19 protein-coding genes and 1 riboswitch are annotated in these 20,916 nt (G+C 72.2%); of the genes, 10 read left to right on the top strand and 9 right to left on the bottom strand.

The annotated features are described in order from the left end of the window. Positions 1 to 39: 39 nt before the first annotated feature. Positions 40 to 145, top strand: a riboswitch (TPP riboswitch). From ACIG36_RS30205 to ACIG36_RS30195, 3 genes are all read left to right on the top strand, one after another. After that, on the top strand, positions 141 to 1,232 hold the full coding sequence (locus ACIG36_RS30205) for a thiamine ABC transporter substrate binding subunit (RefSeq protein WP_399934700.1): 1,092 nt from the start codon (positions 141 to 143) through the stop codon (positions 1,230 to 1,232). Its footprint overlaps the riboswitch before it by 5 nt. Then, complete coding sequence (locus ACIG36_RS30200) at positions 1,208 to 2,938, top strand: ABC transporter permease (protein ID WP_399934697.1); 1,731 nt, start codon at positions 1,208 to 1,210, stop codon at positions 2,936 to 2,938. Before ACIG36_RS30205 ends, ACIG36_RS30200 begins: the two co-directional genes overlap by 25 nt. Continuing rightward, complete coding sequence (locus ACIG36_RS30195; RefSeq protein WP_399934694.1) at positions 2,939 to 3,955, top strand: ABC transporter ATP-binding protein; 1,017 nt, start codon at positions 2,939 to 2,941, stop codon at positions 3,953 to 3,955. It begins immediately after the preceding gene. A 143-nt stretch (positions 3,956 to 4,098) separates the two neighbouring features. Here the strand turns inward: ACIG36_RS30195 and ACIG36_RS30190 are convergent, their stop codons facing one another. The 5 genes from ACIG36_RS30190 to ACIG36_RS30170 form a co-directional block, all read right to left on the bottom strand. Beyond that, positions 4,099 to 5,022 (bottom strand): hypothetical protein, encoded by a 924-nt coding sequence (locus tag ACIG36_RS30190; RefSeq protein WP_399934691.1) that lies wholly within the window; start codon positions 5,020 to 5,022, stop codon positions 4,099 to 4,101. Between the two features lie 129 nt (positions 5,023 to 5,151). Continuing rightward, positions 5,152 to 6,366 carry a hypothetical protein gene (locus tag ACIG36_RS30185; protein ID WP_399934688.1) on the bottom strand — a complete coding sequence of 405 codons (1,215 nt, stop codon included), beginning with the start codon at positions 6,364 to 6,366 and terminating at the stop codon, positions 5,152 to 5,154. Beyond that, on the bottom strand, positions 6,348 to 7,085 hold the full coding sequence (locus ACIG36_RS30180; protein WP_399934685.1) for an ABC transporter ATP-binding protein: 738 nt from the start codon (positions 7,083 to 7,085) through the stop codon (positions 6,348 to 6,350). The genes ACIG36_RS30185 and ACIG36_RS30180 overlap by 19 nt, the downstream gene beginning before the upstream one ends. Positions 7,086 to 7,376: 291 nt before the next feature. After that, the gene (locus ACIG36_RS30175; RefSeq protein WP_399934911.1) at positions 7,377 to 8,756 is read right to left on the bottom strand and encodes an aspartate aminotransferase family protein; all 1,380 of its coding nucleotides are present in this window, start codon (positions 8,754 to 8,756) and stop codon (positions 7,377 to 7,379) included. Beyond that, a complete protein-coding gene (locus tag ACIG36_RS30170) occupies positions 8,741 to 9,229 on the bottom strand; it encodes an Lrp/AsnC family transcriptional regulator (protein ID WP_399934682.1) in 489 nt (162 codons plus the stop codon). The genes ACIG36_RS30175 and ACIG36_RS30170 overlap by 16 nt, the downstream gene beginning before the upstream one ends. A 182-nt stretch (positions 9,230 to 9,411) precedes the next feature. Between ACIG36_RS30170 and ACIG36_RS30165 the strand changes: the two genes are divergently transcribed. Together ACIG36_RS30165 and ACIG36_RS30160 are read left to right on the top strand one after the other, a co-directional pair. Beyond that, positions 9,412 to 10,863: a gamma-aminobutyraldehyde dehydrogenase gene (locus ACIG36_RS30165; protein ID WP_399934908.1), complete on the top strand. Its 1,452-nt coding sequence runs from the start codon at positions 9,412 to 9,414 to the stop codon at positions 10,861 to 10,863. Positions 10,864 to 10,991: 128 nt separating this feature from the next. After that, positions 10,992 to 12,155: a spermidine/putrescine ABC transporter substrate-binding protein gene (locus ACIG36_RS30160; RefSeq protein ID WP_399934905.1), complete on the top strand. Its 1,164-nt coding sequence runs from the start codon at positions 10,992 to 10,994 to the stop codon at positions 12,153 to 12,155. 10 nt (positions 12,156 to 12,165) lie between these two features. Here the strand turns inward: ACIG36_RS30160 and ACIG36_RS30155 are convergent, their stop codons facing one another. Both ACIG36_RS30155 and ACIG36_RS30150 read right to left on the bottom strand, forming a co-directional pair. Then, positions 12,166 to 12,867: a glycerophosphodiester phosphodiesterase gene (locus tag ACIG36_RS30155; protein ID WP_399934679.1), complete on the bottom strand. Its 702-nt coding sequence runs from the start codon at positions 12,865 to 12,867 to the stop codon at positions 12,166 to 12,168. A gap of 29 nt (positions 12,868 to 12,896) precedes the next feature. Beyond that, positions 12,897 to 13,919 carry an adenosine deaminase gene (locus ACIG36_RS30150; protein WP_399934676.1) on the bottom strand — a complete coding sequence of 341 codons (1,023 nt, stop codon included), beginning with the start codon at positions 13,917 to 13,919 and terminating at the stop codon, positions 12,897 to 12,899. Positions 13,920 to 14,029: 110 nt separating this feature from the next. Here ACIG36_RS30150 and ACIG36_RS30145 point away from each other — a divergent pair, with 110 nt between their 5' ends. Beyond that, positions 14,030 to 14,791 carry a DUF4190 domain-containing protein gene (locus tag ACIG36_RS30145; RefSeq protein ID WP_399934673.1) on the top strand — a complete coding sequence of 254 codons (762 nt, stop codon included), beginning with the start codon at positions 14,030 to 14,032 and terminating at the stop codon, positions 14,789 to 14,791. On the opposite strand, the gene ACIG36_RS30140 is transcribed toward ACIG36_RS30145, so the two are convergent. Further along, a complete protein-coding gene (locus ACIG36_RS30140) occupies positions 14,737 to 15,357 on the bottom strand; it encodes an NADAR family protein (protein ID WP_399934670.1) in 621 nt (206 codons plus the stop codon). The genes ACIG36_RS30145 and ACIG36_RS30140 overlap by 55 nt on opposite strands. 312 nt (positions 15,358 to 15,669) lie before the next feature. Between ACIG36_RS30140 and ACIG36_RS30135 the strand changes: the two genes are divergently transcribed. The 4 genes from ACIG36_RS30135 to ACIG36_RS30120 are packed head-to-tail and all read left to right on the top strand — an operon-like array spanning position 15,670 to position 20,007. Beyond that, positions 15,670 to 16,854 (top strand): ABC transporter ATP-binding protein, encoded by a 1,185-nt coding sequence (locus tag ACIG36_RS30135; protein WP_399934667.1) that lies wholly within the window; start codon positions 15,670 to 15,672, stop codon positions 16,852 to 16,854. Then, entirely contained in the window at positions 16,851 to 17,783 is a 933-nt protein-coding gene (locus ACIG36_RS30130) for an ABC transporter permease (protein ID WP_399934665.1), read from the top strand. Before ACIG36_RS30135 ends, ACIG36_RS30130 begins: the two co-directional genes overlap by 4 nt. Continuing rightward, a complete protein-coding gene (locus ACIG36_RS30125; protein ID WP_399934662.1) occupies positions 17,783 to 18,589 on the top strand; it encodes an ABC transporter permease in 807 nt (268 codons plus the stop codon). Before ACIG36_RS30130 ends, ACIG36_RS30125 begins: the two co-directional genes overlap by 1 nt. Before the next feature lie 5 nt (positions 18,590 to 18,594). Further along, positions 18,595 to 20,007 carry an NAD(P)/FAD-dependent oxidoreductase gene (locus ACIG36_RS30120; protein WP_399934659.1) on the top strand — a complete coding sequence of 471 codons (1,413 nt, stop codon included), beginning with the start codon at positions 18,595 to 18,597 and terminating at the stop codon, positions 20,005 to 20,007. Here ACIG36_RS30120 and ACIG36_RS30115 read toward each other — a convergent pair. Continuing rightward, positions 19,960 to 20,856: a phosphatase PAP2 family protein gene (locus ACIG36_RS30115; protein ID WP_399934656.1), complete on the bottom strand. Its 897-nt coding sequence runs from the start codon at positions 20,854 to 20,856 to the stop codon at positions 19,960 to 19,962. The two genes, ACIG36_RS30120 and ACIG36_RS30115, sit on opposite strands and share 48 nt — an antisense overlap. Positions 20,857 to 20,916 lie beyond the last annotated feature (60 nt).

Here is a 20,916-nt window from a genome sequence, read left to right as displayed (position 1 = left end):
ACCTGCATCACTCGCACAAGCGAGCATTCGCACAAATGAACAATCCGACAGGGGAGCGCAGCGAGCGCTGAGAGTGCGGCACGGCCCGCAGACCCTCGGACCTGATCCGGTTAGTACCGGCGTAGGGAGTCAGCACCACCATGAACACCACCCTCCGGCGTGCCCTCGGCGCGGCCGCCGCGGCCGCCCTGGGCCTGCCCGTCCTCGCGGCCTGCGGGGGCTCGGACGACAAGGGCTCGGGGGAGTCGAAGAGCCGGACCGTCACCCTGGTCGCGCACGACTCCTTCGCCGCGTCCAAGGACGTCCTCGCGGAGTTCACCGCGCGGACCGGCTACACGGTCAAGGTCCTCAAGAGCGGCGACGCCGGCCGGACCGTCAACCAGGCGATCCTCTCCAAGGGCCACCCGCAGGGCGACGTCCTCTTCGGCGTCGACAACACCCTGCTCTCCCGGGCCCTCGACAACGACCTGTTCGAGCCGTACGAGGCCAAGGACCTGGGCCGCGTCCCGGACAAGCTCCGCCTCGACGACGGCAAGCACCGCGTCACACCCGTCGACACCGGCGACATCTGCGTCAACTACGACCGGGCCTACTTCGCCGACCGCAGGCTCGAGCCGCCGAAGTCCTTCGACGACCTGGTCAAGCCGGAGTACAAGAACCTCCTGGTCACCGAGAACGCCGCGACCTCCTCTCCCGGCCTCGCCTTCCAGCTCGCCACCGTCGCGAAGTACGGCGACGACGGCTGGCAGGACTACTGGAAGAAGCTCAAGGCCAACGGCGTCGAGGTCGTCGACGGCTGGGAGCAGGCCTACAACGACCGCTTCTCCGGCTCCGCCGCCGGAAAGAAGGCCAAGGGCGACAAGCCCCTCGTCGTCTCCTATGCCTCCAGCCCGCCCGCCGAGGTGCTCGGCGTCACGCCGGCGCCCAAGGAGGGCCCGACGGGCGTCGCCACCGGCACCTGCTTCCGGCAGATCGAGTTCGCCGGGCTGCTGAAGGGTGCGAAGAACCCCGAGGGCGGCAAGGCCCTCCTCGACTTCCTGCTGAGCAAGAAGTTCCAGGAGGACATGCCGCTGCAGATGTTCGTCAAGCCGGCCCGTGACGACGCCGCTCTGCCCGAGGTCTTCACCAAGTACGGCGCCGAGGTCGCCGGCCCCGGGACCCTCGCCCCGGAGAAGATCGCCAAGAACCGCGACCAGTGGGTCAAGGAATGGTCCTCGCTCGTCCTGAAGTAGCTCCCGAAGAGGCCCCGGCCGGGGCGGCACCCCGCGACGCCGCCGCCCGCACAGGCGGCGGCCCCCGGCGGACGGCGACGCGGCTCGCCCTGATGGCGCTGCCGCTCGCCTTCTTCGGGCTCCTCTTCGCCTACCCCGTCGCCTCCATCGTCGGCCGCGGCCTCAAGGACGACGGCGGCTGGCACCTCGCCCGCATCGGCGAGGTCGTCGGCGACCCGCGCATCGGCGACGTCCTGTGGTTCACCACCTGGCAGGCGGCCGCCTCCACGGCGCTCACCCTCGCCCTCGCGCTCCCCGGCGCGTACGTCTTCGCGCGCTTCGACTTCCCCGGCAAACGGCTGCTGCGGGCCGTGGTCACCGTCCCCTTCGTGCTGCCGACCGTCGTCGCCGGCTCGGCCTTCCTGGCCCTGCTGGGGCGCGGCGGCATGCTGGACGAGCTGTGGGGCGTGCGGCTGGACACCACGGTCTGGGCGATCCTGCTGGGCCACGTCTTCTTCAACTACGCCGTCGTCGTACGGACCGTCGGCGGCCTGTGGGCCCAGCTGGACCCGCGGCAGGAGGAGGCGGCGCGCGTCCTGGGCGCCGGCCGCCTCGCCGCCTGGCGCCGGGTGACGCTGCCCGCGCTGGCCCCGGCGGTGGCCGCCGCCGCCCTGATGGTCTTCCTCTTCACCTTCACCTCCTTCGGCGTCGTCCAGATCCTCGGCGGGCCGCGCTACGCCACGCTGGAAGTGGAGATCTACCAGCAGACCGCGCAGCTCCTCGACCTGCCCACCGCCGCCGTGCTCACCCTCGTGCAGTTCGTGGCCGTGGCCGCGCTGCTGGGTGTCCACTCCTGGACCGTGCGGCGGCGCGAGGCGACGCTGCGGCTGGTCGACGCCCGCGGCACCGTCCGCCGCCCGCGGGGCGCTGCCCAGTGGACGCTCCTGGCCTGCGTGCTGGCCGTCGTCGCACTGCTGGTGCTGCTGCCGCTGCTGGTGCTCCTCCTGCGGTCCTTCGACGGGCCGGACGGCTTCGGGCTCGCCTACTACCGCGCCCTGGCCTCGCCGGGCGCGGGCGGCGGCACGTTCACCGTCGCGGCGCTGGACGCGATCGGCAACTCGGTGACGTACGCGCTCGCCGCCACCGCCATCGCCGTCGTCATCGGCGGCCTCGCCGCCGCAGCCCTCACGCGGCCCGAGGGCCGGCTCGTGCGGGGCTTCGACGCGCTGCTGATGCTGCCGCTGGGCACCTCGGCGGTGACCGTCGGCTTCGGCTTCCTGATCACCCTCGACGAGCCGCCGCTGGACCTGCGCACCTCGTGGATCCTGGTGCCGCTGGCGCAGGCGCTGGTGGGCGTGCCCTTCGTCGTACGGACCATGCTGCCGGTGCTGCGCGCGGTCGACGTCCGGCTGCGCGAGGCGGCGGCCGTGCTCGGCGCGTCCCCGCTGCGCGCGTGGCGGGAGGTGGACCTGCCGCTGGTCGGCCGGGCGCTGGCGGTGGCCGCGGGCTTCGCGTTCGCGGTGTCGCTCGGCGAGTTCGGGGCGACCGTCTTCATCGCCCGTCCCGACAGCCCCACCCTGCCGGTGGCCGTGGCACGGCTGCTGGGCCGTCCCGGCGAGCTCAATTACGGGCAGGCGATGGCCCTCAGCACGATCCTGATGCTGGTGTGCGCCGCGGCGCTGCTGGTGCTCGAGCGCGTGCGCACCGACCGTACGGGAGAGTTCTAGATGCTTCGGCTCGAAGGGGTGACCGTCCGCTTCGGCGAGCGCGCCGTGCTCGACGCGGTGGACCTCGAGGTCGCCGACCACGAGATCGTGTGTGTGCTCGGGCCGAGCGGCAGCGGCAAGTCCACCCTGCTGCGGGTGGTCGCCGGGCTGCAGCGGGCGGACGCCGGCCGGGTGCTCCTGGCGGGCCGGGACCAGGGGCCGGTGCCCACGCACCGGCGCGGGGTCGGCCTGATGTTCCAGGACCACCAGCTGTTCCCGCAGCGGGACGTCGCCGGCAACGTCGCCTTCGGCCTGCGGATGCGGGGTACCGGACGGGCCGAGGCCGAGCAGCGCGTCGCGGATCTGCTGGACCTGGTGGGGCTGCCCGGCGCCCAGCGGCGCGCGGTGGGCGCGCTGTCCGGCGGTGAGCAGCAGCGCGTGGCCCTGGCTCGTGCCCTGGCGCCGGAGCCGCGGCTGCTGATGCTCGACGAGCCGCTGGGCCAGCTCGACCGGAGCCTGCGTGAACGTCTTGTCGTCGAGCTGCGCGCGCTGTTCGGGCGGCTGGGGACGACCGTCCTGGCGGTCACCCACGACCAGGGCGAGGCGTTCGCCCTCGCGGACCGGGTCGTGGTGATGCGGGACGGGCGGATCGCCCAGGCCGGAACGCCGCTGGAGGTGTGGCGGCGGCCGGCGTCGGAGTTCGTGGCCCGCTTCCTGGGCTTCGAGAACGTGGTCGAGGCGACGGTGCGGGGCGGCCGGGCCGAGACCGTGTGGGGGAAGCTGCCGGTGCCCGGGGACACGCCGGACGGTGCGTGCCGGGTGCTGGTGCGGCCGGCCGGGGTGCGGGTGGTGGCGGTGGCGGAGGGGCTGCCGTGCGTGGTCGCGGGGCGGACGTTCCGGGGGGAGCACGTGGTGGTGATGCTGCGGCCGGAGGACGGGCCGGAGCTGGAGGCGACGTGCGCGCTGGAGGCCGCGCCGGGGGTGGGGGACCGGGTGGGTGCGGCGTTCGCGGTGGACGAGGTCGTTGTTCTCCCCTGACCCGCCCCTTCCCGAAACCGGGGGGCTCCGCCCCCGGGCCCCCGGACCGCGCTGCGCGCGGTGTCCTCAAACGCCGGACGGGCTGCATATGCAGCCCGTCCGGCGTTTGAGGACCCGGGTCCGGGGGCGGAGCCCCGGGAAACCTAGCCCACCGCCGTCGGTGCGGGCTCCTGCTCCGCCGCAGGCGCACCCGCATGGGCGTCCGGTTCGCCGAACCAGGCCACGGCCACCGCGCCGGCCACGGCGAGGAGGAAGCCGAGGATCGCCATCCAGGCCAGGCCGTCGCGGGAGGCGTCGCCCAGCCACATGACGCCGATGATGCCCGGCAGGACCGTCTCGCCGACCACCAGGGCGGCCGTGGCGCCGTTGACCGAGCCGATCTGCAGGGCGACGGTGTGCAGGTACATGCCGACGCTGCCGGCTATGAAGATGGCGTAGAAGGCCGGGTCGGACAGCAGCTCGGTCAGGTTGAACGGGTCGACGCCGTCGAGGATGCGGACGCCCACGCCGATGGCGCCGAAGCCGAGGCCGGAGAGCAGACCGGCCAGGATCGCGGCGCGCGAGCCGAGGAAGTGGACGGCGATCCAGCCGCCGCCCATCAGCACCACGGTGATGACCAGCAGCCACCAGTGGGTGGACCGGGCCGCCTCGCCGCTGCCCTCGTGGCCCGCGGCGGTGGCCAGCAGGACCAGTGCCGAGCAGACCACACCGATCGACATCCACTCCTTCCGGTTGAGCCGGATGCCCAGCATCTTGATGCTCAGCAGGGCGGTGACGATCAGGTTGGCGCTGATCACCGTCTGGGAGAGGAACAGCGGCAGCATCCGGGCGGCGAGCGCGCCGAGGGCGAAGCCCACGAAGTCCAGGACCGTGCCGACCATGAATTCCCAGGTCACCGCGGCCTTGGCGGTGGACGACAGACTGGGTCCGCCGTGCTGGGTGGTGCCCGTGGTGGAGGCCTTGGCGGCCTCCCTCTGGGCCGACTTGCGCGACCCGACGGCTTGCAGGACCGATCCTGTGCCGTAACACGCCGAGGCCGCGACAGCCGTGACAAGGCCGATGATCACCAAAAGCTCCGTTCGCCCGATGGCCCGTCCTGCTCTGAGAAGCAGACGTACTTCTGAAGGGACGAACTTTTGGGCGCCGGAGTTGCCTTGGGTCAAGAACTGGTCAAGAGACGGTGGTCGTGGGGCCGGTCAGTGGGTCAGGGGAAAGGCGGTCAGCTCGGCGATCACCCAGGTCAGCGGGGCGAGCACGGCCAGCAGCACCACCGTGCGCACGGCCGCGGCACCGCGCAGCAGCGAGGCGGGCACGCCCAGGCGCAGCAGGGCCGAGGTGGTCTCGGAGCGGATCTGCCGGGCGTCGAGGGCCGCCGTGATCGCGGTGGCCGTCACACAGGCCATCACCACCGCCGCGCCCAGCCCGGTGAGCGGTCCGAACGGGCGGGGACCCGCGTGCGACCAGGCCACGCCGTACAGTTCGACGGCGGCCAGGGCCCCCGAGGCGACCGCGCACAGCACCCCGAGCGGCCGGCCGATGCGGGTGGCCGCGTCCTGCAGTATCCGGCCGGCCAGCAGGCGCATCGCTCCCGGTCGTCCGGAGGACAGCAGCACACCGCACCAGTGGGTCAGCCCGGGGCCGGCCAGCACCAGGCCCAGGGAGGCCAGCAGCCAGCCGCCCAGCAGGCCGGCGGAGGCGCCGCCCTTCTGGCCGGGCAGCGCCAGCAGCGAGCCCGGGGCGGGCGCGGTGCCGCGCCCGACGTACGCCTCCAGGGCGAGACCGCAGGCGATGATCGAGATGCCCCAGGGCAGGCCCGCGTAGGCCACCTTGGGCGGGCGGGGGGCCGCTTGCGCGCCGCCGTCCTCGGCCTCGGCCGCGTGCCGCGCGCCTTTGGCGCGCTCCTTGCGCGGGCGCAGTGCGATGGCGCACGCGCCTGCCGACAGCGCGGGAAGCAGCCCCAACAACGTGAGTGTCGCTGCCCACGGCAGCGCCGCCCGTGCGTCCAGCAGCCCGGCCGCCGCCCCGCTGAGCGGGGTGCCGCCGAGGTCGCCGCGCAGTTCGAGGTAGACCAGCAGCGCGGCGACGCTGCCCAGGCCGCAGGAGAGGGCGGTCGATGTCGCCGCGAGGACGGACAGGCGCACGGGGCCGAAGCCGATGGCGTCCAGGCCGTCGCGGGGGCGGGTGGCGGGGTCGTTGCGGGCGACCGCGACGGCGAACTGCACGACGGCGGCCAGCGGTGCCGCGCACCACAGCAGCCGCACCACGCACTCGTGCGGGTTCTTCGGGTGCGCCACCGCGTACCCGAGCGTGCACAGCAGCAGGAAGCCGACGCCCGCCGCGGCGACGGCGACCAGCAGCCGGCGCAGCAGGACGAGCGGGTGCGCGCCGCGCGTCAGGCGGAGACTGAGCACGCGGCCCTGCCCTCCCCTTCGGACGCCTCGGGGGCCGGGATCGCGCCGCCCCGGCGGCCGTCGACGAGGCCCACCACGCGGTCCGCCGGCGCCGCGCTCTCCTCGTCGAGGGTGGCCAGCACGACGGTGATCTGGTGCGAGCGGGCGGCCGTGGTCAGGGTGCGCAGCACCTGGGCGCGGTCGGCGCTGTGCAGCGGGGCGGTCGGCTCGTCGGCGAAGACGACGGTGGGGTCGGCGGCCAGGGCGCGCGCGATGGCGATGCGCTGCTTCTGGGCCTGTGTCAGGGCGTGGGGCCGTTTGCGGGCGCAGTCGCCGACGTCGAGGCGCTCGAGCCATTCGACGGCGGTCTGCCTGGCCGTGCGGTGGCCGGTGCCGCGCACCAGCAGCGGCAGGGCGGCGTTCTCCCAGCCCGTCAGCTCCGGCACCAGGTGCGGCTCGCTGTCGATCCAGCCGAAGCGTTCGCGGCGCAGCCGCTCGCGGGCGGCGCGCGAGAGGGTGTGGACGGGGGCGCTGTTGAACCACACCTCGCCGGGGTCCGCGAGGAGCTGCCCGGACAGGCATTTCAGGAGCGTGGTCTTCCCGGCTCCGCGCGGCCCGGTCACGGCGAGGATCTCGCCCTCACGGACACCGATGGACACGCCGGTCAGCGCCGGCGAACCGCTGTAGGAGTAGTGCAGGCCGCGTGCCCAGAGCACGTCGTTGTCCGGCGGGGCCACCATATCGAGCACCTCGGGTCGCTGAGAGGGTTCGTTCGCCTGTACGGGTGAACGAACCGGAGGCCATTGGGTCACTGGCACCGTACGGAACCGGGATCCTAGCCCCCGTCCAGGCTCGGCGCTGGAGCGCCCCACTTTCCTCCCATCGGGCTCATATTCCGGGGTTTGGCGGAACGCGGCGTGGCCCACGCGCGCGCGGGGGAGTGGTGCGCGCACGTGGGCCACGGCGGGGAGACGGGCCGTCAGGCGGTTGGGGGGTGCCCGTCGTGAAGTGGTCGGGGTGGTCGGGGAGGGTCAGATCCTGGTCCAGGCCTCGGTGAGGACGCCGCGGACGATCTGCTCGATCTCCTCGAACGTCGACCGGTCGGAGATCAGCGGGGGCGAGAGCTGGATGACCGGGTCGCCGCGGTCGTCGGCCCGGCAGTACAGGCCGTTCTCGAACAGCTTCTTGGACACGAAGCCGTACAGCAGGCGCTCGCACTCCTCCGGCGTGAAGGACTCCTTGGTGGCCTTGTCCTTCACCAGTTCGATGCCGTAGAAGAAGCCGTTGCCGCGCACGTCGCCGACGATCGGCAGGTCGTGCAGCTTCTGAAGGGTCTTCAGGAACGTCGCCTCGTTGTCCAGCACGTGCTGGTTGAGGCCCTCGCGCTCGAAGATGTCGAGGTTGGCGAGCGCGACGGCGGACGAGACGGGGTGGCCGCCGAAGGTGTAGCCGTGCAGGAAGGTGTTGCCGCCCTTGAAGAACGGCTCGGCGATCCGGTCGGAGACGATCGCCGCGCCGATGGGGGAGTAGCCGGAGGTCATGCCCTTGGCGCAGGTGATGATGTCGGGCACGTAGCCGAACTTGTCGCAGGCGAACATGGTGCCCAGCCGGCCGAAGGCGCAGATGACCTCGTCGGAGACGAGCAGGACGCCGTGCCGGTCGCAGATCTCGCGCACCCGCTGGAAGTAGCCGGGGGGCGGCGGGAAGCAGCCGCCCGCGTTCTGCACGGGCTCGAGGAAGACGGCGGCGACGGTGTCGGGGCCCTCGAAGAGGATCTGCTGCTCGATCTGGTCGGCGGCCCAGCGGCCGAACGCCTCGGGGTCGTCGCCGTGGACGGGCGCCCGGTAGATGTTGGTGTTGGGCACCTTGTGCGCGCCGGGCACCAGGGGCTCGAAGGGCGCCTTGAGGGCGGGCAGACCGGTGATGGACAGGGCGCCCTGGGGGGTGCCGTGGTAGGCGACGGCCCGTGATATCACCTTGTACTTCGTGTGGTTGCCGGTGAGCTTGTGGTACTGCTTCGCCAGCTTCCACGCGGTCTCGACGGCCTCGCCGCCGCCGGTGGTGAAGAAGACCTTGTTCAGGTCGCCGGGGGCGTGGTGCGCCAGCCGCTCGGCGAGCTCGATCGCCTTGGGGTGGGCGTAGCTCCACACGGGGAAGAAGGCCAGCTCCTGCGCCTGCTTGGCGGCCGCCTCGGCGAGCTCGGCGCGGCCGTGGCCGGCCTGCACCACGAACAGCCCGGCGAGGCCGTCGAGGTAGCGCTTGCCCTTGTCGTCGAAGATGTAGGTGCCCTCGCCGCGCACGATGGTGGGCACGGGGGCGTTCTCGTACGACGACATGCGGGTGAAGTGCATCCACAGGTGGTCGTACGCCGTTCGGGAGAGGTCCTTGCTCACGGCTATCGGGTTCCCCAGGTGTAGGTCTGCTTGCGGAGCTTGAGGTAGACGAAGCTCTCGGTCGAGCGCACGCCCGGCAGGGTCCGGATGCGCTTGTTGATCGTCTCGAGGAGATGGTCGTCGTCCTCGCAGACGATCTCGATCAGGAGGTCGAACGAGCCGGCGGTGACGACGACGTACTCCACCTCGTCCATCGCGGTCAGGGCGTCGGCGACCGGGTCGAGGTCGCCCTCGACGTTGATGCCGACCATCGCCTGCCGCCGGAAGCCCACGGTGAGCGGGTCGGTGACGGCGACGATCTGCATCACGCCCTGGTCGAGCAGCTTCTGCACGCGCTGCCGGACGGCGGCCTCGGACAGCCCGACGGCCTTGCCGATCGCCGCGTACGGGCGGCGCCCGTCCTCCTGGAGCTGCTCGATGATCGCCAGGGAGACGGCATCGACCGGCTGCGCGCTGTTCACGCTCTTCTGATCCGAACTACGAGTGGCCACGGACCCCACTGTGCATGAGGAGTCAGCGGTCTGGCAAGCGATAAGCGATGAATTTCGTTGTGAAGGATTGATGGAAACACTGATTCCGTCGTTCATGGCTGCGGGGTCTGCCGAAAGCGTCACCTGAATGATTAGGCTGGGCGTCTCAATCGATGGACATCCGACAGAAGGGGTGGCACGACGTGACCACCGAGCTGCGCCGCCTGCGTAACTACATCGCCGGGGAGTTCCGGGACGCCGCCGACGGGCGGACCACCGAGGTCGTCAATCCGGCCACCGGCGAGGCGTACGCCACCGCCCCGCTGTCCGGCCCCGCCGACGTCGACGCCGCCATGGCCGCCGCCGAGGCCGCCTTCCCGGCCTGGCGCGACCTGGTGCCCGGCGAGCGCCAGAAGGTCCTCCTCAAGATCGCCGACGCCTTCGAGGCGCGCGCCGAGGAGCTGATCGCCGCCGAGTCGGAGAACACCGGCAAGCCCCTCGCCCTGACCGCCAGCGAGGAGGTCCCCCCGATGGTGGACCAGATCCGCTTCTTCGCGGGCGCCGCCCGCATGCTCGAGGGCCGCTCCGCCGGCGAGTACATGGAGGGGATGACCTCCATCATCCGGCGCGAGCCGGTGGGCGTCTGCGCGCAGGTCGCGCCCTGGAACTACCCGATGATGATGGCCGTGTGGAAGTTCGCCCCGGCGCTCGCCGCGGGCAACACCGTCGTCCTCAAGCCCTCCGACACCACCCCCGCCTCCACCGTCCTCATCGCCGAGATCATCGGCGGGGTGCTGGAGGAGCTGGGCCACCCCAAGGGCGTCTTCAACGTCATCTGCGGCGACCGTGACACCGGCCGCCTGATGGTCGAGCACCCCGTGCCCGCCATGGCCTCCATCACCGGCTCCGTCCGGGCCGGCATGTCGGTCGCCGAGTCCGCCTCCAAGGACCTCAAGCGCGTCCACCTCGAGCTCGGCGGCAAGGCTCCCGTCGTCGTCTTCGAGGACGCCGACATCGCCAAGGCCGTCGAGGAGATCTCCGTCGCCGGCTACTTCAACGCCGGCCAGGACTGTACGGCCGCCACCCGCGTGCTCGTCCACGAGTCGGTCCACGACGACTTCGTCACCGCGCTCGCCAAGGCCGCCGCCGACACGAAGACCGGGCAGCCGGACGACGAGGACGTCCTCTACGGCCCCCTCAACAACGCCAACCAGCTCAAGCAGGTCACCGGCTTCATCGAGCGCCTGCCCGCCCACGCGAAGATCGAGGCGGGCGGCCACCGCGTCGGCGAGACGGGCTACTTCTTCGCCCCGACCGTCGTCTCCGGCCTCAAGCAGGACGACGAGATCATCCAGCACGAGGTCTTCGGCCCGGTCATCACCGTCCAGTCCTTCACCGACGAGGAGCAGGCCGTCGCCTACGCCAACGGCGTCGAGTACGCCCTGGCGTCCTCGGTGTGGACCAAGGACCACGCGCGCGCCATGCGCATGTCCAAGGCCCTCGACTTCGGCTGCGTGTGGATCAACACCCACATCCCGCTGGTCGCCGAGATGCCGCACGGCGGCTTCAAGAAGTCCGGCTACGGCAAGGACCTCTCCTCCTACGGCTTCGAGGACTACACCCGCATCAAGCACGTCATGACGTCGCTGGGCTGATCCCCTCCGGCGGTCGCGCACGCGCGTACGGTTCGTACGCGCGTGCGCGTATCATCGACGCCCGGCCGACCGGCCCGAACCGCCCCGACCCGCCGTCCGCCGGAATGCGAGAGAAGCCCGTGAAGCCCCTGTCCCGCCGAACCCTGCTGCGCACGCTGGGGGCCGGAGCCGGGGCCGCGGCCCTCGCCGGCTGCGGAGTGCCGGCCGCCTACGTCGCCCCCGGCGACCGCGCCGCCGTCGACCGCTCCGAGCGCGACCGGCACCTCGTCTTCGCCAACTGGCCGCTGTACATCGACATCGACGAGGACGACCCGCAGAAGCGGCCCACGCTGAACGAGTTCGAGAAGCTCAGCGGCCTCTCGGTGAAGTACACCGAGGAGATCAACGACAACGACGAGTTCTTCGGCAAGATCGGCCCGGCCCTGATGAACCACCAGGAGACCGGCCGCGACATCATCGTCGTCAGCGACTGGATGGCCTCCCGCTACGTGCGGCTCGGCTGGGTCCAGGAGATGGACCGCGCCGCCCAGCCCCACGTCGACCGGCACCTCGACCCGCTGCTGCGCAAGCCCCACTTCGACCCCGGACGACGGCACACCGTCCCCTGGCAGTCCGGCATCACCGGCATCGCCTACAACCGCAAGAAGCTCGGCCGCGAGATCCGGCGCACCGCCGAACTGTGGCACGACGACCTGCGCGGCCGGGTCACCCTGCTCTCCGGCATGGACGAGGCGTTCTCCCTGCTGATGCAGGGCAACGGCGCCGACGTCACCCGCTGGACCGCCGACGACTTCCACCGCATGACCGACCAGCTGCGCCGCCTGGTCGGCAAGCGGCACATCCGCCGCTTCACCGGCAACGACTACCTCAAGGACCTCTCCTCCGGGGACGTCCTGGCCTGCCAGGCCTACTCCGGCGACATCATCCAGCTCCAGGCCGACAACCCCGACATCGAGTTCGTCGTGCCCGAGGAGGGCGCCGAGCTGTGGGCCGAGAGCCTGATGATCCCCAACCTCGCCCGCCACAAGCGCAGCGCCGAGCGGCTGATCGACCACTACTACCGGCCCGAGATCGCCGCCCGCCTCGCCGCGTACGTCAACTACGTCTGCCCGGTGCCGGCCGCACGTGACGTCCTGGCCTCGTCCAAGGACAAGGAATCGGCCGAGCTGGCCGAGAACCCGCTCGTCTTCCCCAGCGACGACATGCGCAAGCGGCTCGCCACCGCGCGCGACATGACCGCCAAGGAGCGCCCCGGCTTCGCCAAGGAGTGGAACGAGATCGTCGGGCTGTGAGCCCGCCGCCTCAGGCGGACGCCGGAAGCAGCGAGCGCAGCGTGGCGATGCGGTTGGTGGTGATCGAGTCGACGCCCGCCCGCAGCAGCCGCCGCATGGTGCGGCGCGTGTCGGCGGTCCAGGCCGACACCAGCAGCCCGTCGGCGTGATGGCGGGCGACCAGCTCCTCGGAGACCAGCCCGAAGCGGTAGTTGAGCCAGTGCGGGCGCACGTCCGCGAGCAGCGGCGGGCGGGGCGGGGCGAGCGACGTCCAGGTCAGCGCGATCTCCGCGTCCGCGTCCGCGCGCCGCACGTTCAGCATGGCCGCCGGGCCGCCGCAGTAGTACACCCGCTCCGCCGCCCCGCTCGCGCGCACCTCGGCGACGGCCGCGGCCGCGGCCGAGGGATCCGGCAGATCGACGAACAGCCGCCCCCGTGCGGCGGCAGTGGCCTCCGCCAGGGCCTCGGCCAGTGTCGGCACCCCGCCGCCGGTCAGGGCCCGCACCTCGGCCGCCGTCAGCGACGCCAGTGCCCGCTCCCGTCCCCACAGCCGCCCCAGGGTGGGGTCGTGCAGCAGGACGGGCACGCCGTCGCCCGTCAGCCGGACGTCGATCTCCACCGCGCCCGCCCCCGCCCGCAGCGCCGAGCGGATCGACGGCAGGGTGTTCTCGCGGTGGACGTACGGGTCGCCGCGATGGGCGATGGCGGTGAAGACGGTGACCATGCGCCCCATTGTGGGGGGAACGCCGGCACGCCGCCGGGTCAGCCCTGCCGGCTCGCGGTGTACGCGTCGATCTCGGCGTTGAGGGCGGCCTTGCCCGCCGCGTCCATGAACGACGCCTCCACGGCGTTCTTGGCGAGCGCCGCGACGCCGCGCTCGTCCAGGTCCAGCAGGCGGGCCGCGACCGCGTACTCGGAGTTGAGGTCCGTGCCGAACATCGGCGGGTCGTCGCTGTTGATCGTCACCAGCACGCCCGCCGTGACCATCTCCCGCACCGGGTGCAGCTCCAGGTCCGCGACGGCCCGGGTGGCGAGGTTGGAGGTCGGGCAGACCTCGAGCGGGATGCGGTGCTCGGCCAGGTGGGCCAGCAGCCTCGGGTCCTGCGGGGCGCTGGTGCCATGGCCGATGCGCTCGGCGCGCAGCTCGGTCAGGGCGTCCCAGATCGTCTGCGGGCCCGTCGTCTCCCCGGCGTGCGGGACACTGTGCAGCCCGGCGGCGATGGCCCGGTCGAAGTAGGGCTTGAACTGCGGGCGGGGCACGCCGATCTCGGGCCCGCCGAGCCCGAAGGAGACCAGGCCCTCCGGCTTGAGGTCGCAGGCGATGCGGGTGGTCTCCTCGGCGGCCGCCAGGCCCGCCTCGCCCGGGATGTCGAAGCACCAGCGCAGCGTCACGCCCAGCTCCGACTCCGCCGCCTTGCGGGCGTCCTCGATGGCCTCCACGAAGGCACCGTCCGGGATGCCCCGCCGGGTCGAGCTGTAGGGCGTGACGGTCAGCTCGGCGTAGCGGATGTTCTGCCGGGCCATGTCGCGGGCGACCTCGTAGGTCAGCAGCCGGACGTCCTCGGCGTCGCGGATCAGGTCGACCACCGAGAGGTAGACCTCGATGAAGTGCGCGAAGTCGCGGAAGGTGAAGAAGTCGGCCAGCGCCTCGGGGTCGGTGGGCACCGGCGAGTCCGGGTGCCGGGCGGCGAGCTCGGCGACGATGCGCGGCGAGGCGGACCCCACGTGGTGCACATGCAGTTCCGCCTTCGGGAGCCCTGCGATGAACGAGTCGGGTACGGGCATGCGGACCTCCGTGGCCGGCGGATGGACGGTGCGCCGATCATCGTATGCGCGGTGGGTACCGGGCTCCGGTCCAGGCCTTAGCATGACGGGGTAGCGACTGGGGAGGGGCCATGTCCGAGACGGACGACGCGCGGCCGGAGCCGCGGGACGACGACCCCTGGGCACCGCCGCGACGGCGGGTGCCGCTCGACAAGCCCGCGGCGCGCGACGTGCCGCCGCCGGCCTTCGGGGCCGGCCCGCCCACGATGCCCGCCGGCGCCTTCCCGCCCCCCGCCCCGCCCGTGCCCGCTCCGCCCGCGCCGGGCGACCCGGGCGCGCGGCTGCAGGGCGTCGTGCCGCCCGTGCCCCCGGCCCCCGTGGCACCGGGACCCTACGGGCCGGTCGCGGGCCACCAGCAGCCCTTCCCGCAGCCGCCGCCGTACCCGTACCCCGGCGGGCAGCCCTACGGCACGGGCCCCCACCCCTACCCGGGAGGGCCGGTGCCGGGCTGGGCGCCGGGCTGGGCCGGGCCGGCGCGGGTGCCCAACAACGGGCTCGGCGTCGCGGGCCTCGTGCTCGGGCTCGTCGGGGTCTTCCTCTCGCCCAGCGTCTTCCTCGGCGTCCTCTTCGGGGTGCTCGCGATCGTCTTCGGCGCGATAGGCCGCGGCAAGGCCAACACGGGGGAGGCGACCAACGGCGGACAGGCCCTGGCCGGGGTGATCCTGGGCGGCGTGGCGCTGGCCCTGTCCGCGCTGGTGATCGTGATCCTCGTCCTCGGCCACATGTCCGGTGACGACGACGGTGACGACGACCCCGGCGCCAACCCCACCTACGACGCCTACCTGGCCGAGCCGCCCTCGCCCGGCCCGTTCCCGGCGGCCGCCAGCCGCTGACGCGCCTCCATCAGCGCGAAACCCAGCAGGTTCAGCCCGCGCCAGTGCGCCGGGTTCCCGGCCCGCTCGTCGTCGGCGGCCAGCCCGATGCCCCATATCCGGTCCAGCGGGCTGGCCTCGACCAGCACCCTGCGGCCGGTGCCCAGCAGATAGGCCCGCAGCTCGGGGTGGGCGGCGAACTTGTGGACGCTGCCCTCGACCACCAGCTCGAAGCGGTGCCGGCGCCAGTGCTCCTCGTCGAAGCCGCGCACGGAACGCCCGGCATCCTTCGCCTGCTTGGGGTGGCCGGCCGCGACCACGCGTGCCTCGGCCTCCGCGTCGCCGAAGAGCCGGGCCTTGCCCGCCATCATCCAGTGCTCGGCCGTGGCGTAGACCGTCCCGTCCACCGAGAACGGGGCCGGCCACCACTGGCTGAAGCACCCGGGCCCCACACCGCCGTCGCGGCGGGGCCGGTGCCCCCAGAAGTGCACATACTTCGCCCGCTCGCCCCGGTCGAGGGCCGCCGTCAGCTCGGCCACCGAGCGCGGCCCGTCCGCGACGCCCGCCCGCGCGCCCTGCGTCTCCATGGTTCTTCTCCCCGTGTCGTGACGCGCCCATTGTGCGGGTGACCACTGACAACGGCTCAAACCGTTTACCGAATCCGTCGTGCGGCCGAAATCCGGCGACGGAATCCCTTGTTGCGAGCCGATCACTCTGCCAGGATCGGCAACCATCCCGGTTGAAGCTACACCTGGCCCCAGCCGCGCGGCGCCCCGGCGCGCACCGGCGGGAGGAGCGTGCGCGATGGTGGTGACACGGCCCGTTCGGAACCACACGCAGCCGTATGTCACTGTTATCTGCTCTCCTCTCCGTCCCCCCGAGCCCCAGGACCGACAACCATGACGGCAACCGCCACGACCGGCACCACCGGCGCCGACGTCCGCCTGACCGGCATCAGCAAGACCTACGGCAGCTTCACCGCCGTGCACCCGCTCGACCTGTCCGTCCCCGCGGGCTCCTTCTTCGCCCTGCTCGGCGCCTCCGGCTGCGGCAAGACCACCACCCTGCGCATGATCGCCGGCCTGGAGGACCCCACCACCGGCACCGTCGAGCTCGCCGGCCGGAACGTCACCGCCCTGCCCCCGTACAAGCGGCCCGTCAACACCGTCTTCCAGAGCTACGCCCTCTTCCCGCACCTGGACATCTACGAGAACGTCGCCTTCGGCCTGCGCCGCCGGGGGCTGAAGTCCGTCAAGAAGCAGGTCGACGAGATGCTCGAGCTCGTCCAGCTCGGCGACCTCGCCCGCCGCCGGCCCCAGCAGCTCTCCGGCGGCCAGCAGCAACGCGTCGCCGTCGCGCGGGCGCTCATCAACCACCCGGACGTCCTGCTCCTCGACGAACCGCTCGGCGCCCTCGACCTCAAGCTGCGCCGCCAGATGCAGCTCGAGCTCAAGCGCATCCAGACCGAGGTCGGCATCACCTTCATCCACGTCACCCACGACCAGGAGGAGGCCATGACCATGGCCGACACGGTCGCGGTCATGAACGCCGGCCGCGTCGAGCAGCTCGGCGCCCCCGCCGACCTCTACGAGCTGCCGCGCACCACGTTCGTCGCCAACTTCCTCGGCACCTCCAACATCGTCACCGCCGACGTCACCGGCACCGCGGGCGACGACATCCTTCTGCGCGCCGGTGATACCAAACTCACCCTTCCGGCGACACGATGTACAGCCACCGCCCGCACGGGCGAGAAGCTGCTCGTCGGCATACGGCCCGAGAAGATCAGCCTCACCCACGCCGACGACGCGGCCGGCGTCGCCGACGGCCGCAACCGCGTCCACGGCCGCATCGCCCAGTCCAGCTTCACCGGCGTGTCCACCCAGTACCTCGTCGACAGCGCCGTGGGCACCGGCCTGTCCGTCTACGAGCAGAACATCGAGCGCGACTCCCGCCTCGTCCCCGGCGCCGAGGTCGTCCTGCACTGGAACCCCGGCCACGGCTTCGGTCTCGACGCCGCCCAGGCCGTCTCCGCCGGCAAGACCAGCGAGGCGGGCGCGGACGTGGAAGCCGAGGGCGCCGGATGAGCACCTCCACCGTCACCACCGGGCAGCAGCCCCCCGCGCCCGACGGCGCGCACCGCACCACCACCCGCCGCAGGAAGCTCGTCCCCTACTGGCTCCTGCTCCCCGGCATCCTCTGGCTTCTGGTCTTCTTCGCCGCACCGCTCGTCTACCAGGCGTCCACATCCGTACAGACCGGCTCGCTCGAGGACGGCTTCCGGGTCACCTGGCACTTCGCCACCTACTGGGACGCCCTGACCGAGTACTGGCCCCAGTTCGTGCGCTCCGTCGCCTACGCCACGTCCGCGACCGTCCTGTGCCTGCTGCTGGGCTACCCGCTCGCCTACCTCATCGCCTTCCGCGCTGGCCGCTGGCGGCATGTGCTGATGGTCCTGGTCATCGCCCCGTTCTTCACCAGCTTCCTGATCCGCACCCTCGCCTGGAAGACGATCCTCGCCGACAACGGACCCGTCGTCTCCGCCCTCGGCTCCCTGCACGTCCTCGGCCTGACCGACGCGCTCGGCCTCACCGAGGGCCACCGGGTGCTCGCCACCCCGCTCGCCGTCGTCTGCGGACTGACCTACAACTTCCTGCCGTTCATGATCCTGCCGCTCTACACCTCGCTCGAACGCATCGACAGCCGCCTCCTCGAGGCCGCCGGTGACCTCTACGCCCGGCCGCTGACCACCTTCCGCAAGGTGACCCTCCCGCTGTCCATGCCGGGCGTCGTGGCCGGCACCCTGCTGACGTTCATCCCCGCCGCCGGCGACTACATCAACGCCGAGCTGCTCGGCTCCACCGACCAGAAGATGATCGGCAACGTCATCCAGTCCCAGTTCCTGCGCGTCCTGGACTACCCGACCGCGGCCGCCCTCTCCTTCATCCTGATGGCCGCCATCCTCACGATGGTCACCGTCTACATCCGCAAGTCCGGGACGGAGGACCTGGTCTGATGAGCCCTTGGACCCGTGCCGTGCGCCGGCTGCGCCGCAACCTCGTGGTGATCGCGGGGCTGGGCACCCTCGCCTATCTGCTGCTGCCCAACGTCGTCGTGACGGTCTTCTCGTTCAACAAGCCCAACGGCCGCTTCAACTACGAGTGGGAGCGCTTCTCCACCGATGCCTGGAGAGACCCCTGCGGCGTCGCCGACCTGTGCGGCTCCCTCTCGCTGAGCCTGGGCATCGCCCTGTGGGCCACGCTCGCCGCCACCGTCCTGGGCACCATGACGGCCTTCGCGCTGGCCCGCTACCGCTTCCGGGCCCGCTCGTCCGTCAGCACCCTGATCTTCCTGCCGATGGCCATGCCCGAGGTCGTCATGGCCGCCTCGCTGGCGACCCTCTTCCTCAACATGGGCGTCTCCTTCGGCTTCTGGACCATCCTCATCGCCCACATCATGTTCTGCCTGAGCTTCGTGGTCACCGCCGTCAAGGCGCGCGTGATGAGCATGGACCCCCGCCTCGAGCAGGCCGCCCAGGACCTCTACGCCACCCCGGCGCAGACCTTCCTCAAGGTCACCCTGCCCATCGCCGCCCCCGGCATCGCCGCGGGCGCGCTGCTGTCCTTCGCCCTGTCCTTCGACGACTTCATCATCACCAACTTCAACTCGGGCTCGACCGTCACCTTCCCCATGTACGTCTGGGGGTCCGCGCAACGGGGCACCCCCGTGCAGATCAACGTCATCGGAACGGCGATGTTCGCCATCGCCGTGCTGTGCGTGCTCGCCGGTCAACTGGTCGGGAGACGCCGACAAAGGAGCTGAGACACATGGCCACCGGTGCCATGAACCCTGCACAAGCACTGTCCGACGCCATCCCCCGTCCCTACTGGCTCGACGACCCCGCCCGGCCGGAGGCGCTGCCCGCGCTCGTCGGCGACGAGCACTGCGACCTGCTCGTCGTCGGCGGCGGCTACTGCGGGCTGTGGACCGCCCTGACGGCCAAGGAGCGCGACCCCGCCCGTGACGTGGTCCTCATCGAGGGCCAGGAGAGCGGATGGGCCGCCTCCGGCCGCAACGGCGGCTTCTGCGCCGCCTCCCTCACCCACGGCTGGGCCAACGGCCACGCCCGCTGGCCCGCCGAGCTCACCGCCCTCGAGGAGCTCGGCCGCCGCAACCTCGACGGCTTCGAGGCCGCCCTCGTCCGCCACGGCATCGACTGCGACTTCGAGCGCACCGGCGAGATCGATGTTGCCACCGCCGCCCACCAGGTCCACGAGCTGGCCGAGGCCGCCGGGCAGGCCGAGTCCCTCGGCATCGGCGGCCACGAATTCCTCGACCGCGACGCCGTGCGCGCCGAGGTCGACTCCCCGACCTTCCTGGCCGGGCTGTGGAACCGCACCGGCGTGGCCATGCTGCACCCCGCCAAGCTCGCCTGGGGCCTCAAGCGCGCCTGCCTGCGAGCGGGCGTACGGATCTACGAGCACACCCCCGGCACCGAACTCTCCGCACGCCGCGCGGGCGTGGCCGTGCGCACCCCCTACGGCCGGGTCTTCGCCCGGCACGCCGCGCTCGCCACCAACGCCTTCCCCTCGCTCGTCAAGCGCCTGCGCGCCTACATCGCGCCCGTCTACGACTACGCCCTGATGACGGAGCCGCTGACCGAGCGGCAGCTGGACTCCCTCGGCTGGCGGCGGCGGCAGGGGCTGAGCGACAGCGCCAACTACTTCCACTACTTCCGGCTGACCGCCGACAACCGCGTCCTGTGGGGCGGTTACGACATCGTCTACCGCTACGGGGGCGGGGTGCGGGCCGAGTACGACCATCACCCGGCCACCTACCAGCGGCTCGCCGGGCACTTCTTCCGCTGCTTCCCGCAGCTCGAGGGCGTGCGGTTCTCCCACACCTGGGGCGGCGCCATCGACACCTGCTCCCGCTTCTCGGCGTTCTTCGGCACCGTCCACGGCGGCCGCGTCGCCTACGCGCTGGGCTTCACCGGGCTCGGGGTGGGGGCGACCCGCTTCGGCGCGGACGTCATGCTCGACCTGCTCGGCGGCGAGCGCACCGAGCGCACGGAGCTGGAGATGGTCCGCAGCAGGCCGCTGCCCTTCCCGCCCGAGCCGGTACGGTCCATGGGCATCGGCATCACCCAGTGGGCGATGACCCGAGCCGACGCCAACGGCGGCCGCCGCAACCTATGGCTCAGGACGCTGGACAGGGTGGGGCTGGGCTTCGACAGCTGAGGGCGAACCGGTTGTGGGCAATCGTTCCGCAGGGCGGAACGGGTGGGCACAACCCACCCACCGGGCCGCACCCGACAGCACCACCCCGGCGAGGCACCACGCCCCCACCACATCCAGCGGCCAGTGGTACCCGCGCAGCACCAGCCCGGCGCCGACCCCGGCATTGAGCAGCAGGCAGAGACCGACCCACCACCGGGACCGGACGAGAAGCAGTACGGCCGCCCCATAGGCCACCGCCGCCGTCGCGGCATGACCGGAAGGGAAGAACCCGTCGTGGCCGCCCCCGGCCATGGCCGGCGGCCCCGGCCGCCCGATCCACATTTTCAACGGCACGACGAGCGCCGGCACCGCCGCCATCGCCAGAACGGCGACGCACGGACGCCTCCACCGGCGCTCGCGCCAGGCACAGACGGCGATCGCCACGGCCAGCACGGGCAGGGCCACGACCGTGTTGCCGAGGTCGGCGAGGAACTCCGCGACGGCGGAGGGGAGGGCGCCCGAGGCGGCGACCGCGCGGCCCAGCCGCTCGTCGAGCGCGCGCAGCGGCCCGTGGGCGGCGACCTGCCAGGTGACCAGGGCGAGGAGAACGGCGCACAGCGCCGGGAAGAACGCGAGAAATGCGAGGAACGTGGTCGGCGGCCCCGGAACAGGGGGGATGGTTCCGGGGCCGCCGTGCCGGCCGGTGCACCGCGCGCCCCGGGGGGTCTGGGGCGGGCGGCCGTCCGATCGGTGAGGATGTCCGGAGCCGAGGGCTCCAGTGGTGTGCGCGAAGGCACGGCCGGGTCGGCACTGGGGACGTACCGGCGCGGCATCGCCCGCAGTCCCCTGCGGGCGGGGTGTTTCGTTCATCTGCAGAAACCGTACGGCAGGTATGACCGCTCCGATAGTCGGATCACCTGTCCGCCACCC

It is taken from the genome of Streptomyces sp. NPDC053048, assembly GCF_044547045.1.
Classification (GTDB): Bacteria; Actinomycetota; Actinomycetes; order Streptomycetales; family Streptomycetaceae; genus Streptomyces.
Note: the sequence above shows the minus strand (reverse complement) of the source record. Positions and strands in the feature narration are given on the sequence as shown.

Bases quoted from the DNA above. Each gene is read 5' to 3' on its own strand.
- ACIG36_RS30205 (WP_399934700.1), top strand. From the start codon at position 141: ATGAACACCACCCTCCGGCGTGCCCTCGGCGCGGCCGCCGCGGCCGCC.
- ACIG36_RS30200 (WP_399934697.1), top strand. From the start codon at position 1,208: ATGGTCCTCGCTCGTCCTGAAGTAGCTCCCGAAGAGGCCCCGGCCGGG.
- ACIG36_RS30195 (WP_399934694.1), top strand. From the start codon at position 2,939: ATGCTTCGGCTCGAAGGGGTGACCGTCCGCTTCGGCGAGCGCGCCGTG.
- ACIG36_RS30180 (WP_399934685.1), bottom strand. From the start codon at position 7,085: ATGGTGGCCCCGCCGGACAACGACGTGCTCTGGGCACGCGGCCTGCAC.
- ACIG36_RS30155 (WP_399934679.1), bottom strand. From the start codon at position 12,867: ATGGGGCGCATGGTCACCGTCTTCACCGCCATCGCCCATCGCGGCGAC.
- ACIG36_RS30150 (WP_399934676.1), bottom strand. From the start codon at position 13,919: ATGCCCGTACCCGACTCGTTCATCGCAGGGCTCCCGAAGGCGGAACTG.
- ACIG36_RS30145 (WP_399934673.1), top strand. From the start codon at position 14,030: ATGTCCGAGACGGACGACGCGCGGCCGGAGCCGCGGGACGACGACCCC.
- ACIG36_RS30140 (WP_399934670.1), bottom strand. From the start codon at position 15,357: ATGGAGACGCAGGGCGCGCGGGCGGGCGTCGCGGACGGGCCGCGCTCG.
- ACIG36_RS30135 (WP_399934667.1), top strand. From the start codon at position 15,670: ATGACGGCAACCGCCACGACCGGCACCACCGGCGCCGACGTCCGCCTG.
- ACIG36_RS30130 (WP_399934665.1), top strand. From the start codon at position 16,851: ATGAGCACCTCCACCGTCACCACCGGGCAGCAGCCCCCCGCGCCCGAC.
- ACIG36_RS30125 (WP_399934662.1), top strand. From the start codon at position 17,783: ATGAGCCCTTGGACCCGTGCCGTGCGCCGGCTGCGCCGCAACCTCGTG.
- ACIG36_RS30120 (WP_399934659.1), top strand. From the start codon at position 18,595: ATGGCCACCGGTGCCATGAACCCTGCACAAGCACTGTCCGACGCCATC.
- ACIG36_RS30115 (WP_399934656.1), bottom strand. From the start codon at position 20,856: ATGAACGAAACACCCCGCCCGCAGGGGACTGCGGGCGATGCCGCGCCG.